General features: G+C 69.4%; 13 protein-coding genes and 1 pseudogene. 11 read left to right on the top strand and 3 right to left on the bottom strand.

All coding sequences use genetic code 11. The annotated features are described in order from the left end of the window. From VBO01S_RS13500 to VBO01S_RS13490, 3 genes and pseudogenes are all read left to right on the top strand, one after another. Window positions 1-199, top strand: a pseudogene (locus VBO01S_RS13500) (thiamine pyrophosphate-dependent dehydrogenase E1 component subunit alpha); the annotation flags it as partial. Continuing rightward, window positions 190-1152: an alpha-ketoacid dehydrogenase subunit beta gene (locus VBO01S_RS13495; RefSeq protein ID WP_062474849.1), complete on the top strand. Its 963-nt coding sequence runs from the start codon at window positions 190-192 to the stop codon at window positions 1150-1152. The pseudogene VBO01S_RS13500 and the gene VBO01S_RS13495, both read left to right, overlap by 10 nt. Before the next feature lie 21 nt (window positions 1153-1173). Further along, window positions 1174-1623 carry a MarR family winged helix-turn-helix transcriptional regulator gene (locus VBO01S_RS13490; RefSeq protein WP_062474846.1) on the top strand — a complete coding sequence of 150 codons (450 nt, stop codon included), beginning with the start codon at window positions 1174-1176 and terminating at the stop codon, window positions 1621-1623. On the opposite strand, the gene VBO01S_RS13485 is transcribed toward VBO01S_RS13490, so the two are convergent. Next, window positions 1611-2378: an SDR family oxidoreductase gene (locus VBO01S_RS13485; RefSeq protein WP_062474843.1), complete on the bottom strand. Its 768-nt coding sequence runs from the start codon at window positions 2376-2378 to the stop codon at window positions 1611-1613. The two genes, VBO01S_RS13490 and VBO01S_RS13485, sit on opposite strands and share 13 nt — an antisense overlap. Before the next feature lie 123 nt (window positions 2379-2501). On the opposite strand from VBO01S_RS13485, the gene VBO01S_RS13480 reads away from it, so the two are divergent. Next, complete coding sequence (locus tag VBO01S_RS13480) at window positions 2502-3431, top strand: LysR family transcriptional regulator (RefSeq protein WP_062474840.1); 930 nt, start codon at window positions 2502-2504, stop codon at window positions 3429-3431. A gap of 71 nt (window positions 3432-3502) precedes the next feature. Then, a complete protein-coding gene (locus VBO01S_RS13475) occupies window positions 3503-4537 on the top strand; it encodes a Bug family tripartite tricarboxylate transporter substrate binding protein (RefSeq protein WP_062474838.1) in 1035 nt (344 codons plus the stop codon). Window positions 4538-4662: 125 nt separating this feature from the next. On the opposite strand, the gene VBO01S_RS13470 is transcribed toward VBO01S_RS13475, so the two are convergent. Both VBO01S_RS13470 and VBO01S_RS13465 read right to left on the bottom strand, forming a co-directional pair. Beyond that, window positions 4663-4992: a DUF1840 domain-containing protein gene (locus VBO01S_RS13470; RefSeq protein ID WP_062474835.1), complete on the bottom strand. Its 330-nt coding sequence runs from the start codon at window positions 4990-4992 to the stop codon at window positions 4663-4665. 17 nt (window positions 4993-5009) lie between these two features. Further along, the gene (locus VBO01S_RS13465; RefSeq protein WP_062474832.1) at window positions 5010-6278 is read right to left on the bottom strand and encodes a class I SAM-dependent methyltransferase; all 1269 of its coding nucleotides are present in this window, start codon (window positions 6276-6278) and stop codon (window positions 5010-5012) included. Window positions 6279-6397: 119 nt separating this feature from the next. On the opposite strand from VBO01S_RS13465, the gene VBO01S_RS13460 reads away from it, so the two are divergent. Genes VBO01S_RS13460 through VBO01S_RS13435 form a run of 6 tightly spaced genes read left to right on the top strand, consistent with a single transcriptional unit; the run spans window position 6398 to window position 13341 of the window. Beyond that, window positions 6398-8782, top strand: a complete 2385-nt coding sequence (locus VBO01S_RS13460; RefSeq protein WP_062474829.1) for a bifunctional salicylyl-CoA 5-hydroxylase/oxidoreductase — start codon at window positions 6398-6400, stop codon at window positions 8780-8782. A gap of 1 nt (window position 8783) precedes the next feature. Next, complete coding sequence (locus tag VBO01S_RS13455; protein ID WP_056576953.1) at window positions 8784-9263, top strand: MarR family winged helix-turn-helix transcriptional regulator; 480 nt, start codon at window positions 8784-8786, stop codon at window positions 9261-9263. Further along, window positions 9260-10114 (top strand): enoyl-CoA hydratase family protein, encoded by an 855-nt coding sequence (locus VBO01S_RS13450; RefSeq protein ID WP_062474826.1) that lies wholly within the window; start codon window positions 9260-9262, stop codon window positions 10112-10114. The genes VBO01S_RS13455 and VBO01S_RS13450 overlap by 4 nt, the downstream gene beginning before the upstream one ends. A 5-nt stretch (window positions 10115-10119) precedes the next feature. Continuing rightward, the gene (locus tag VBO01S_RS13445; protein WP_062474861.1) at window positions 10120-11313 is read left to right on the top strand and encodes an acyl-CoA dehydrogenase family protein; all 1194 of its coding nucleotides are present in this window, start codon (window positions 10120-10122) and stop codon (window positions 11311-11313) included. A 4-nt stretch (window positions 11314-11317) separates the two neighbouring features. Next, a complete protein-coding gene (locus VBO01S_RS13440; RefSeq protein WP_062474823.1) occupies window positions 11318-12946 on the top strand; it encodes an AMP-binding protein in 1629 nt (542 codons plus the stop codon). Beyond that, window positions 12943-13341: a RidA family protein gene (locus VBO01S_RS13435; protein ID WP_056576966.1), complete on the top strand. Its 399-nt coding sequence runs from the start codon at window positions 12943-12945 to the stop codon at window positions 13339-13341. The genes VBO01S_RS13440 and VBO01S_RS13435 overlap by 4 nt, the downstream gene beginning before the upstream one ends. Window positions 13342-13492 lie beyond the last annotated feature (151 nt).

Here is a 13492-nt window from a genome sequence, read left to right as displayed (position 1 = left end):
GCTGGAGACCGACCCGATCGCGCGCGCCCGCGGCCACCTGCTGGACACCGGCGTGGCCGCCGCGACGCTGGACGCCATCGAGAACGCCGCGCGCGACGAGGTGGACACGGCCCTGGCCGTGGCCGACGCGGCGCCCTGGCCCGAGGCGAGCGCCGCCTTCAACGACGTGCAGACCACGGGAGCAGGCCAATGGCTGTGACGACGCTGAGTTATTCCGAAGCCGCCGTGCGCGCGTTGCAGCAGGAGATGGACGCCGACCCGCGCGTGGTCGTGCTCGGCGAGGACGTGGGCCGCGGCGGCATCTTCGGGCAGTACAAGGGGCTGCAGCAGCAGTACGGCGCCGCACGCGTGATCGACACGCCGATCAGCGAGGCCGCGATCATGGGCGCCGGCGTGGGCATGGCGCTCGCGGGGTTGCGCCCCGTGGTCGAGATGCGCGTGGTCGACTTCGCGCTGTGCGGCATGGACGAGCTGGTGAACCAGGCCGCGAAGAACCGCTTCATGTTCGGCGGCCAGGGCCGCGTGCCGCTGGTGGCGCGCATGCCGGGCGGCATCTGGGACGCGTCGGCGGCGCAGCATTCGCAGTCGCTCGAGGCCTGGTTCGCGCACCTGCCGGGCGTGGTGGTGGTGAGCCCGTCGACACCCCAGGACAACCACGGCCTGCTGCGCGCGGCGCTGCAATGCGGCGACCCGGTGGTCTACATCGAGCACAAGACGCTGTGGGGCGTGCGCGGCGAGGTGGACGACACGCTGGTCGTGCCGCTGGGCCAGGCAGCGCGCGTGCGCGAGGGCAACGCGCTCACGCTCGTGAGCTGGAGCAAGCAGATGCAGCCTTGCGCCGCCGCCTGCGACGCGCTGGCGGCCGAGGGCATTGCGGTGGACCTGATTGACCTGCGCACGCTGTGGCCCTGGGACCGCGAGACGGTGCTGTCGTCGTGCGCGCGCACGGGGCGGCTGCTGGTGGTGCACGAGGCGGTGCAGGCGGCGGGCTTCGGCGCCGAGATCGCCGCGAGCGCGGCCGAGGCCACGGGCTGCCGCGTCGCGCGGCTGGGCGCGCCGCGCATTCCGGTCGGCTACGCGCCGGTGCTGGAGGCGCAGTCGCGCGTCGGCGTGGACGCGATCGTGGCGGCGGCGAAGAAGCTGGCCGGCTGAACCACAAAAGCACGAACGGCCATGGACCCGCTCTTCTTCAAGCTGGTGCGGGTCGTCAACCTCACGGCGCGGCCGTTCCATGAGCGCGTGGGGCGCGAGCACCAGCTCACGCTGAACGAGTGGCGCGCGATGGCCGTGCTGGCCGCGCAGCCGGGGCTCAGCGCCACGCAGGTCGCCGACCTCACCGGCCTGGACAAGATGGCCGTGAGCCGCGCGCTGGCGGGCCTGAAGCGCCACCAGCGCGTGCAGCGCCGCAGCGACCCGACCGACCAGCGCTGCAGCCGCCTGTACCTCACGGCCGCCGGCAAGGCGCTGCACGCCACCGTCGGCGCGCTGGGACGGCAGCGCGAGGCCGAGCTGTTCGCGGGCGTCGACGCCGGCGAGCTGGCCCGCCTGAGCGACACGCTCGACACGCTGATCCGCGCGGTGGAGCGCGCGCCCGACTCAGGCACTGCCGGTCAGACCGTGTAGCCGCCGTCCACGCTCAGGTTGGCGCCGGTGACGAAGCCGCCGTCCGGGCCCACGAGGTAGGCAACCATGCCGGCGATTTCTTCGGCGCGGCCGTGGCGCGGCAGCACCATCACGTCGTGCATCGAGGCGGCGCGCGGGCCGGTGGCGGGGTTCATGGCGGTGTCGATCGGGCCGGGCTGCACGTTGTTCACCGTGATGCCGCGCGCGCCGAGGTCGCGCGCCAGGCCGCGCGTGAGGCCGACGATGGCCGCCTTGCTCATCGCGTAGACGCTGGCGCCCGCGTCCAGCACGCGCTCGGCGTTGATGCTGCCGATGTTGACGATGCGGCCCGTGCCGTCGCCCATGTGGCGCGCGGCGGCCTGGACGGCCACGAAGGTCGCGCGCACGTTGACGTCGATGGTGCGGTCGAAGTCTTCGAGCGAGAAGGTGTCGAGCTCGCCGCCGAGGTACACGCCAGCGTTGTTCACCAGGATGTCGAGGCGCTCGAAGGCGCGTGCGCCCTGGGCAATGGCGGCCGTCAGCGCAGCGGCGTCGCCGGCGTCGGCACGGATGGCCAGCGCGCGGCCGCCGGCGGCCTGGATCTCGCCGGCGAGCTTGTCAGCCTCGGCCTGCGCGCTGACGTAGGTGAAGGCCACGGCCGCGCCGTCGCGCGCCAGCCGGCGCACGATGGCGGCGCCGATGCCGCGCGAGCCGCCGGTGACGAAGGCGACCTTGCCGGCCAGGACGGGGGAAGAGGACACAGAGGTGGAAGCCATGATTTTTCCGATCAGTTGGAGGAGGAAGGCCTTCAGTGTCGGAATTCCATTCCCTTTGCGGTAGCCATCAATCGGCCCGATCAGATTCAACCCAAAGTTGAAGATGGACGCCAGAATGGCGGCATGGAACCACTCAATCACCTCGAATCCTTCGTGCAGAGCGCCGAGGGCGGCAGCTTCTCGGCGGCCGCGCGGCGCCTGGGGCTGACGCCCGCGGCGGTCAGCAAGAACGTGGCGCGGCTCGAGGCGCGGCTGGGCGTGCGGCTGTTCCAGCGCAGCACGCGCCGGCTCACGCTGACCGAGGCCGGCGAGCGCTTCCTGGCGCAGGTCGGCGGCGCGCTGGCCACGCTGCAGGACGCGGTGGCCGGCCTCGCGCAGGACGACGGCCAGCCCTCGGGCACGCTCAAGGTGAGCATGGGGCAGGCCTTCGGGCGCGAGCATGTGCTGCCGTTCATGGGCGACTTCCTGGCGCGCTACCCGGGCATCGTGCCCGACTGGCATTTCGACAACCAGCAGGTGGACCTGGTCGGCGAGGGCTTCGACGCGGCCATCGGTGGCGGCATCGCGCTGTCGCCCGGTGTGGTGGCGCGCGAGCTGGCGCGCATCCACGTGGTCGCGGTGGCCGCGCCGGCCTACCTAGCAGGGCGCGCGCTGCCCGCGCACCCGTCCGAGCTGGCGCGCTTCGACGTGCTGCTGCGCCGCTCCTCGCCCACGGGCCGGCTGCGGCCCTGGACGCTGCGGCATGCGAGCGGCGAGGAAACCATGGTCGAGTTGCCGGCGCGCCCGCGCGCGATCTTCAACGACCCCGAGGCGATCGCGCAGGCGGCGCTGCTGGGGCTCGGCGTGGCGATGCTGCCGATGCCCTTCGTGGAGCGCGGCCTGCGCAGCGGGGCACTGGTGCGGCTGCTGCCCGGGTGGTACCAGGATTCGGGCGCCGTGTGGATCTACTACCCGAGCAAGAAGCTGCTGCCGCCCAAGACGCGGGTGTTCGTCGACTTCGTGCTGGCGCGTTTTCGCGAGGCGCGCTTCGCGCAGCGGATGCAGGTGGGCTGAGCGGCGATGTCCATCGAAGGCCGGGGTTTTTACTCGCGACGCCTTTGGCGCCCCCCTGTACAAAGGCGCGCATGACTTCCATCTCCCGCTCTTCTTCCGTCACTTCATCCACCCGCCGCTTCGCGCTCGTCGCCACGGCGGCGGCCACCCTCGCGCTGCTGGGCGGCGCCGCACACGCGCAGGCCACCTGGCCGACCAAGCCGGTGCGCATCGTCGTGCCCTTCGCGGCCGGCGGCACCACCGACATCCTGGCGCGCGCGGTAGCGCCCGAACTCTCGAAGGCCTTCGGCCAGCAGTTCATCGTGGACAACCGCGCGGGCGCCGGCGGCAACGTGGGTGCCGAGATCGTCGCGCGCTCGCCCAACGACGGCTACACGCTGCTGATGGGCACGGTGGGCACGCACGGCATCAACCGCGCGCTGTACCCCAAGCTGCCCTTCGACCCGATCAAGGACTTCGTGCCGATCACCCTGGTGGCCGCCGTGCCGAACGTGATGGAGATGAACGCCGAGAAAGCCAAGTCGCTGAACATCCGCAACGTGCAGGACTTCCTCAAGTACGCCAAGGCCAACCCGGGCAAGCTCAACATGGCCTCGAGCGGCAGCGGCACGTCGATCCACCTGGCGGGCGAGCTGTTCAAGAGCATGACGGGCACCTTCATGACGCACATCCCGTACCGGGGCTCGGGCCCGGCGCTGCTCGACCTGGTGGGCGGCAGCGCCGACCTGATGTTCGACAACCTGCCTTCGTCGATGGCGCAGATCAAGGGCGGCAAGCTCACGCCGCTGGCCGTGACCAGCGCCCAGCGCTCGCCCGCGCTGCCCGATGTGCCGACGGTGGCAGAAGCCGGCGGCCCCGCGCTCAAGGGCTACGAGGCGAGCTCATGGTTCGGGCTGCTGGCGCCGGCGGGCACGTCGCCGGAGATCGTGAACCGCATCCAGCAGGAAGTGGCCAAGTCGCTGGGCACGCCGGCGATCAAGGAAAAGATGCTGGCCCAGGGCGCGATCCCGAGCGGCAATTCGCCGGCGGACTTCACGAAGCTCATTGCGAGTGAGCATGTGAAGTGGGCGAAGGTCGTGAAAGATTCGGGCGCGAAGGTGGACTAACCCCCAGTCTTCGCGCACTTCGTGTCGCTACGCCAACCCCCTTGCAGGGGGCAACACCAGCGGCCCGGCAAAGCCGGTTCCGCGGTGTTCCTCGAAAAGACAGGGTGACTTGCTGAGGTCGGGGCTCAGGTCCCCCAGGTCACATCCTTGCTCTCGGCCTGTGAGTCCTTGAGCATGTGCAGCAGCGGTGCGGCGCGCTGGTGCAGGCCGACATGCTGCTTCTCGGCATCGGCGTCGTGGCCTTCGACGACGTGTTCGTCGTGGTTGTGCGGCGCGGGCTTGCTGCTTTCGAGTGCCAGTGCGGCTTCGAGGGCAGCGATGGCGCTGGGGATCTGCTCGACCGTGATGATGCCCTGCGGCGCGGCCGGCTTGCCGACGATGTCGAGCAGCTGGCGCGCGTGCACCTCGAGCATCACGAAGTCTGGGGCGGCCCGGGATTTGAAGCGGTAGAGCATGGTGGTGGTGTCCTCACTTATTTGTAGATGTAGTCACGGGCAAAAGGGTACACCGATTGCGCACCGCGCAAGGCACCGTGTTCGACCTTGCCGTCGGGCTTGGTCGACAGCATCTGGTGCAGCGAGATCCAGCCCTGTTCGAAGCTCATCGCCGAGCCCGCGAGGTACAGGCGGTAGGCGCGAAGAATGCGCTCGGCGTTCTCGCCCTGGCGCCCGCCACTGCGGCCCAGCACTTCGCGCGCGGCATCGAGCTGCGCCTCGAGTGCATCCGACCAGGCCCACAGCGTGCGCGCGTAGTGCGGGCGCAGGCTCTCGGTGTCGACCATCTCCAGCCCGGCCGCCGCGGTCTCGCGCAGCACGTGCGTCACGTGCAGCAGCTCGCCGCCGGGGAAGATGTATTTCTCGATGAAGTCGCCCATGCCCGCGCCGAGCTGGCGGTAGTTCAGTTCGCCCGAGGTGATGCCGTGGTTGAGCACCAGTCCGCCCGGCTTGAGCAGCGTGTGGATCTTGTGGAAGTAGGTCGGCATGTTGGCCGCGCCCACGTGCTCGAACATGCCCACCGACGAGATCTTGTCGAAGGGCTGGTCGTCGGGCAGCTCGCGGTAGTCGCGCAGCTCCACGCGCACGCGGCCCTGCAGCCCTTTCTCCTCGATGAGCCGCTGCACATGCGCATGCTGGTTCTTCGACAGCGTGATGCCCGTGGCGTCCACGCCGTAGTGCTCGGCCGCCCACAGCAGCAGCGCGCCCCAGCCGGAACCGATGTCCAGGTAGCGCTCGCCGGGCTGCAGCATGAGCTTGCGGCAGATGTGGTCGAGCTTGGCCTCCTGCGCCTGCGCCAGCGTGAGCTCGGGCGTGCGGAAGTAGGCACATGAATAGACGCGGCGCGGGTCCAGCCACAGCGCGTAGAAATCGTCGGAAACGTCGTAGTGGAACTCGATCTGCGCGGCGTCCTTGCGCAGCGAGTGCGAGCCGCGCGACTTGGCGCGGCGCTGCAGGCGGCTCCACCAGGTGGTGTCGGTCTCGGCGGGGTTGCCGGGCAACAGGCCGACGGTGGCGTCGATCAGGTCGCGCATGGCGCCCTCGATCTGCACCTTGCCCTCGACGTAGGCCTCGCCGATGGCCCCGACCTGCCGGCCGGCCAGCTTGGCCAGCACCGACCACTCCTTGAAAGCCAGCGTCACGCGTGAACCCGCCTGGGCGACCCGGCGCCCGTCGGGCAGCTCCAGTGCGATGGGCACGGGCAGCGAGGCCAGCTGCGACTCGATCTTGGGTATCAAGTGTTGCATGCGTCCATGGTATTGATTTTTCCAAGGATTTGCATGACATCGCGCAGCCGCGCGGGCCGGGAGCCTCTGCAGAGAAGCCCTCGTTGACAACAGATTGTTTATGCCTAAACTATTCAACCATGAACAGCTTGACCTCCCCCCGCCTCGCGCCCGCCTCGGACCTCCAGCGCATCCTGTGCATCGGTGGGGGTCCAGCCGGCCTGTATTTCGCCCTGCTGATGAAGGCCCGCAACCCGGCGCTGCAGATCACCGTGGTCGAACGCAACCGCCCCTTCGACACCTTCGGCTGGGGCGTGGTGCTCAGCGACCAGACGCTGGGTAACCTGCGCGAAGCCGACGGCCCCACGGCCGCGCTCATCGGCAACGAGTTCCACCACTGGGACGACATCCAGGTCTTCTTCAAGGACCGCCAGGTGCGCTCGGGCGGCCACGGCTTCTGCGGCATCGGCCGCAAGCGCCTGTTGAACATCCTGCAGGAACGCTGCCTCGAACTCGGCGTGGAGCTGGTGTTCGAGACCGACGCCACCGACGACCAGGCCATTGCCGCGCAGTACAAGGCCGACCTCGTCATTGCCAGCGACGGCCTCAACAGCCGCATCCGCCAGCGCTATGCCGACGTGTTCAAGCCCGACATCGACCTGCGCAACTGCCGCTTCGTGTGGCTGGGCACGCACCAGACCTTCGACGCCTTCACCTTCGCCTTCGAACAGACCGAGCACGGCTGGTTCCAGGCGCATGCCTACCAGTTCGACGACAAGACCTCGACCTTCATCGTCGAGACGCCCGAGGCCGTGTGGAAGGCCCACGGCCTCGACCAGATGGAGCAGCCCGAGGCCATCGCCTTCTGCGAGAAGCTGTTCGCCAAGTACCTGGGCGGCCACGCGCTCATCAGCAACGCCACGCACCTGCGCGGCTCGGCCAACTGGATCCGCTTTCCGCGCGTGGTGTGCGAGCGCTGGACGCACCGCATCGACGTCGACGGCCGCTCGGTGCCCGTCGTGCTCATGGGCGACGCCGCGCACACGGCGCACTTCTCGATCGGCTCGGGCACCAAGCTCGCGCTCGAAGACGCGATCGACCTGGCCAACGAATTCGCGCAGGGCGGCACCGTCGACCATGTGCTCGAAGGCTATGAAGCGCGTCGCAGCGTCGAGGTGCTGAAGATCCAGAACGCCGCGCGCAACTCCACCGAATGGTTCGAGAACGTGCCGCGCTACACGGGCATGGAGATCGAGCAGTTCGCCTACTCGCTGCTCACGCGCTCGCAGCGCATCAGCCACGAGAACCTGCGCGTGCGCGACACGCAATGGCTCGGCGGCTACGAGCAGTGGCTGGCGGGCGGCAAGGCCGTGGCGCCGATGCTGATGCCGCTGAAGGTGCGCGGCCTCGAGCTCAAGAACCGCATCGTGGTCTCGCCGATGGCGACCTACAGCGCGGTCGACGGCGTGCCGCAAGATTTCCTGCTGGTGCACCTGGGCGCACGCGCGCTCGGCGGCGCCGCGATGGTGTGCGTCGAGATGACGAGCCCGACGCCCGAAGGCCGCATCACGCCGGCCTGCACGGGTCTGTACAACGACACGCAGCAGGCCGCGTTCAAGCGCATCGTCGACTTCGTGCACACGCAGTCGAGCGCCAAGATCGCGATCCAGCTCGGCCACAGCGGCCCCAAGGGCTCGACCCGCGTGGGCTGGGAAGGCACCGACGAGCCGCTCGAAAGCGGCAACTGGCCCGTGCTCGGCGCGAGCGCCCTGCCCTACGGCGAACAGAACCAGCTGCCGGCCGCGATCACGCGCGCCGAAATGGACACGCTGCGCGACCAGTTCGTCGATTCCACGCGCCGCGCGGTCGAGTGCGGCTTCGACTGGCTCGAGCTGCACTGCGCGCACGGCTACCTGCTGTCGGCCTTCATCAGCCCGCTCACCAACCTGCGCACCGACGAGTACGGCGGCGACATCGCGGCGCGCTGCCGCTACCCGCTTGAAGTGTTCCGCGCGATGCGCGCCGTGTGGCCCGCCGACAAGCCGATGAGCGTGCGCATCTCGGCGCACGACTGGGCGCCCGGCGGCAACACCGACGCCGACGCCGTGGTGGTCGCGCGCCTCTTCAAGGAGGCCGGCGCCGACTTCATCGACGTGTCCTCGGGCCAGACCACGCGTGCCGCCAAGCCCGTGTACGGCCGCATGTACCAGACGCCGTTCGCCGACCGCATCCGCAACGAGGTCGGCATCTCGACCATCGCGGTGGGCGCCATCACCGACGCCGACCAGGCCAACAGCATCATCGCGGCCGGCCGCGCCGACCTGTGCGCTGTGGCGCGCCCGCACCTGGCCGACCCGGCCTGGACGCTGCACGAAGCCGCCAAGCTGCAAAGCCGCGACGTCGACTGGCCCAAGCAGTACCTGAGCGGCCGCGACCAGATGTACCGCGAGATCGCCAAGCAGCAGCAGATCGCCGCGGCCACCGCTGCCGCCGGCCGTGCGGCCGACGCCGAAGAGACGCACTGACATGGACCTCGAAGCACGCGCCCACAGCGAGCACCCCGAGGCGCTGCGCCTCTGGCTGCGCCTGCTCACCTGCACGCAGCTGGTGGAAAAGCAGGTGCGCAACGGCCTGCGCGCGCAGTTCGCCACCACGCTGCCGCGCTTCGATCTCATGTCGCAACTCGAGCGCTCGCCCGACGGCCTGAAGATGAACGAGCTCTCGCGCCGCATGATGGTCACGGGCGGCAACGTCACCGGCATCACCGACCAGCTCGTGACCGAAGGGCTGGTGGAGCGCATCAACGTCGAGGGCGACCGCCGCGCCTGGCGCGTGCGCCTCACGCCGCGCGGACGCAAGCTCTTCAACGAGATGGCGCAGCAGCACGAAGACTGGATCGTCGAGGCTTTTTCGAGCCTCAACCCCAAGGAGATCGCGCAGCTTCACAAGCTGCTCGGCAAGGTCAAGCAACATTCCCACAGCAGCCAATTGGCGGAGACCGCATGAAGCACTACATCGGCGCAAGCAATCCCATGCGCGCGCAATTCGAACCCAAGGCCGACTACAAGGCCGAGCACTTTGCCTGGCGCTACGAAGCCGGCGTGGGCACCATCACGCTGAACCGCCCCGAGCGCAAGAACCCGCTGACCTTCGACTCGTACGCCGAGCTGCGCGACCTGTTCCGCGCGCTGACCTACGCAACCGACGTGAAGGTGATCGTCGTCACCGGCGCCGGCGGCAACTTCTGCTCGGGCGGCGACGTGCATGAAATCATCGGCCCGCTGACCGGCATGCGCATGCCCGAGCTGCTCGAGTTCACGCGCATGACGGGCGACCTCGTGAAGGCCATCCGCAACTGCCCGCAGCCGATCGTCGGCGCGATCGACGGCGTGTGCGCCGGCGCCGGCGCGATGATCGCGCTGGCCTGCGACCTGCGCTACGGCACGCCCGCCACGCGCACCGCCTTCCTCTTCACCCGCGTGGGTCTGGCCGGGGCCGACATGGGCGCCTGCGCGCTGCTGCCGCGCGTGATCGGCCAGGGCCGCGCCTCGGAGCTGCTGTTCACCGGCCGCGCCATGACCGCCGACGAAGGTCAGGCCTGGGGCTTCTTCAACGCACTGCACGACAGCGCCTCGCTGCTCGACGCAGCCACCAAGGTGGCGCGCGACCTGGCCGAGGGCCCGAGCTTCGCGCACGGCATGACCAAGACGATGCTCGCGCAAGAGTGGTCGATGACCATCGACCAGGCCATCGAGGCCGAAGCGCAGGCGCAGGCGATCTGCATGCAGACCGAAGACTTCAAGCGCGCCTACGAGGCCTTCGCGGCCAAGCGCAAGCCGGTGTTCGGCGGAGACTGATGCGCATGATGACCAAGATCCCCGCCCCACCGTCGACCGCGCACCTCGCGCTGCCTTTCTTCGACGACGCGCACCGCGCGCTCGCCAACGACCTGCTGCCCTGGTGCGCCGCCCAGGAGATCGATGAGCGCGACGACCGCGCAGCCTGCCGCGAATGGGTGCGCCGTCTCGGCGACGCCGGCTGGCTGCGCTATGCGGTGCCGGGCAGTGCCGGCGGCGCGCTCGAGCGCCTCGATTCGCGCGCGCTCGTGCTGCTGCGCGAAACGCTCGGCTACCACTCGCCACTGGCCGACTTCGCGTTCGCGATGCAGGGCCTGGGCAGCGGCGCGATCACGCTGGACGGCACGCTCGAGCAGCAGTCGCAGTACCTCACGGCGGTCGGCAAGGGCGCGAAGATCGCGGCCTTCGCACTCAGCGAACCCGAGGCCGGCTCCGACGTCGCAGCGATGGCGATGCGCGCCGAGCCCACCGCCGACGGCTGGCGCCTGAACGGCGAGAAGACCTGGATCAGCAACGGCGGCATCGCCGACTTCTACTGCGTGTTCGCCAAGACCGATCCCACGGCCGGCACGCGCGGCATCACGGTGTTCATCGTCGACGCGACGACGCCGGGGCTCGACACCTCGGCCCACATCGACGTGATGGCGCCGCACCCGCTGGCCACCCTGCGCTTCGACAACTGCATCGTGCCGCGCACGGCGCAGCTGGGCACGCTGAACGGCGGCTTCAAGCTCGCGATGCGCACGCTCGACATCTTCCGCGCGTCGGTGGCTGCCGCCGCGCTCGGCATGGGTCGCCGCGCACTCGCCGAAGCCATCGCGCACGCCAAGGGCCGCCGCATGTTCGGCCAGACGCTGGCCGACTTCCAGCTCACGCAGGCCAAGCTCGGCGAGATGGCCGCGCTGATCGACAGCGCCGCGCTGCTGACCTATCGCGCCGCGTGGATGCGCGACGACGCCGAGCGCCGTGGTGCGCCGGCGGTCGGCGACGTGTCGGCGGCTGCGGCCATGGCCAAGATGTGCGCCACCGAGAACGCGAGCCGCGTGATCGACATGGCGCTGCAGATGCATGGCGGCCTCGGCGTGAAGGTCGGCACCAAGATCGAAAGCCTGTACCGGGACATCCGCTCGCTGCGCATTTACGAAGGCGCGACGGAAGTCCAGCAACTGATCATCGGCAAATCCGTTTTGCGGGGGTGAAATCGTGTCTGCCCAAGTCGATCGCTTCGTTCATGACCGCCTGCCGCCTGCCGCGCAGTTGCCGGTCTTTCGCTACGACCTGCCCGAGCTGCAGTTCCCCGACCAGCTGAACCTGGTCGAGGAGCTGCTGGACAAGGCGGTCGCCAAGGGCTTCGGCGACCGGCCGATGCTGCGTTCGCCCGCCGGCGTGCTCACCTACGCCCAGGCGGGCGTCGAGGTGAACCGCATCGCCCAGGTGCTGGTCGAGGATCTCGGGCTCGTGCCCGGCAACCGCGTGCTGCTGCGCGGCGGCAACTCGGTGTGGATGGCGCTCTCGTGGCTCGCCGTGGTCAAGGCCGGGCTGATCGCTGTGGCGACCATGCCGCTGCTGCGCGCCAAGGAGCTGGGCGAGATCATCGAGAAGGCGCAGCCCGTGGCCGCGCTGTGCGAGGGCCGCCTGCTCGAGGAGCTGGTGGCCGCGCAGCAGGTGCACCCGGTGCTCGTGACGGTGATTGCCTTCAACCAGCCGGACGCACCCGATTCGCTGTCGGCACGCGCGGCCGGCAAGAGCGGCGTGTTCCCCGCCTGCCCCACGGCGGCCGACGACATCGCGCTGCTCGCCTTCACCTCGGGCACCACGGGCAAGCCCAAGGCGCCCGTCACCACGCACCGCGACGTGGTCGCCATGTGCCAGACCTGGCCGCGCCACGTGCTGCGCGCGCGCAGCGACGACATCGTGGTCGGCACGCCGCCGCTGGCCTTCACCTTCGGGCTCGGCGGGCTGCTGGTCTTCCCGATGTGGGCCGGGGCTTCGGTGTACTTTCCCGAGGGCGCTTTCTCGCCCGAAGCGCTCGTGAAGCTCATCAACGAGGTCGGCGCGACCATCTGCTACACCGCGCCCACCTTCTATCGCCAGATGGCGCCCTTTGTCCGGCAGCACGGGGCGCCGAGCCTGCGCATCTGCGTGAGCGCAGGCGAGGCGCTTCCCGACGCCACGCGCCAGCTCTGGAAAGAGACCACCGGCATCGAGATGCTCGACGGCATCGGCGGCACCGAGGTGTTCCACATCTACATCTCGGCCGCCGGCGACGAGGTGCGCCGCGGCGCCGTCGGCAAGGCGGTGCCGGGTTTCACGGCCAAGGTGGTCGACGACCAGGGCAACGAAGTGCCGCGCGGCACGGTCGGCAAGCTGGCGCTGCAAGGCCCGGTCGGCTGCCGCTACCTCGACGATCCGCGCCAGGCCGACTACGTGAAGAACGGCTGGAACTACCCCGGCGACTCCTTCGTGCAGGATGACGACGGCTACTTCTTCTATCAGGCGCGTGCGGACGACATGATCATCACGGCCGGCTACAACGTCGGCGGCCCGGAGGTGGAAGATGCGCTGCTCAAGCACCTGGCGGTGGCCGAGTGCGGCGTGATCGGCAAGCCCGACACCGACCGCGGCATGATCGTGAAGGCCTTCTGCGTGCTCAAGCCCGGCAACACCGGCGACGCAGCGATGGTGAAGGCCCTCCAGGACCACGTGAAAGCCACCATCGCCCCCTTCAAGTACCCGCGGGAGATCGAGTTCGTGACGGCGCTGCCGCGCACCGAAACCGGCAAACTCCAGCGCTTCAAATTGAGACAACTCAACAGCAACACACCATCATGACGAACAAACTCATTCAGCCTCCGGGCTGGCTGCCCCCGAAGGGCTATGCAAACGGCATCGCGGCGCGCGGCACCCAGGTGTTCGTCGGCGGCCAGATCGGCTGGAATGCCCAGCAGCAGTTCGAATCCGACGACTTCATCGACCAGTGCGGCCAGGCGCTGCGCAACATCGCCGAGGTGCTGCGCGAAGCCGGGGCCGGCCCCGAGCACATGGTGCGCATGACCTGGTACGTGACGGACCGCGACGAGTACAGCCGCCGCCTGTCCGAGCTCGGCCCGGTCTACCGCGACGCGCTGGGCCGCAACTTCCCGGCCATGACCTGCGTGCAGGTGGCGGCGCTGGTGGAGCATCGCGCGAAGGTGGAGATCGAGGTGACGGCGGTCATTCCGGACTGACCCTGATCTTGGGCTGCGCTTGAGCGCAGTCTTCGATCGCCGCTGCGGCGCACGTTCTCGAGACCGGCCTCTTTGTGGGGTCGGTCCAGAAACAGAAAAGCCCTCTTCGCGAGGGCTTTTTTTGTGTCGAATTTCGACCAGGAATTTCCAA

Source organism: Variovorax boronicumulans NBRC 103145 (genome assembly GCF_001591345.1).
GTDB lineage: Bacteria > Pseudomonadota > Gammaproteobacteria > Burkholderiales > Burkholderiaceae_C > Variovorax > Variovorax boronicumulans.
This window is presented reverse-complemented; position numbering and strand designations above follow the sequence as displayed.

Bases quoted from the DNA above. Each gene is read 5' to 3' on its own strand.
- VBO01S_RS13465 (WP_062474832.1), bottom strand. From the start codon at position 6,278: ATGCAACACTTGATACCCAAGATCGAGTCGCAGCTGGCCTCGCTGCCC.
- VBO01S_RS13450 (WP_062474826.1), top strand. From the start codon at position 9,260: ATGAAGCACTACATCGGCGCAAGCAATCCCATGCGCGCGCAATTCGAA.
- VBO01S_RS13460 (WP_062474829.1), top strand. From the start codon at position 6,398: ATGAACAGCTTGACCTCCCCCCGCCTCGCGCCCGCCTCGGACCTCCAG.
- VBO01S_RS13480 (WP_062474840.1), top strand. From the start codon at position 2,502: ATGGAACCACTCAATCACCTCGAATCCTTCGTGCAGAGCGCCGAGGGC.
- VBO01S_RS13485 (WP_062474843.1), bottom strand. From the start codon at position 2,378: ATGGCTTCCACCTCTGTGTCCTCTTCCCCCGTCCTGGCCGGCAAGGTC.
- VBO01S_RS13490 (WP_062474846.1), top strand. From the start codon at position 1,174: ATGGACCCGCTCTTCTTCAAGCTGGTGCGGGTCGTCAACCTCACGGCG.
- VBO01S_RS13445 (WP_062474861.1), top strand. From the start codon at position 10,120: ATGATGACCAAGATCCCCGCCCCACCGTCGACCGCGCACCTCGCGCTG.
- VBO01S_RS13470 (WP_062474835.1), bottom strand. From the start codon at position 4,992: ATGCTCTACCGCTTCAAATCCCGGGCCGCCCCAGACTTCGTGATGCTC.
- VBO01S_RS13475 (WP_062474838.1), top strand. From the start codon at position 3,503: ATGACTTCCATCTCCCGCTCTTCTTCCGTCACTTCATCCACCCGCCGC.
- VBO01S_RS13495 (WP_062474849.1), top strand. From the start codon at position 190: ATGGCTGTGACGACGCTGAGTTATTCCGAAGCCGCCGTGCGCGCGTTG.
- VBO01S_RS13455 (WP_056576953.1), top strand. From the start codon at position 8,784: ATGGACCTCGAAGCACGCGCCCACAGCGAGCACCCCGAGGCGCTGCGC.
- VBO01S_RS13435 (WP_056576966.1), top strand. From the start codon at position 12,943: ATGACGAACAAACTCATTCAGCCTCCGGGCTGGCTGCCCCCGAAGGGC.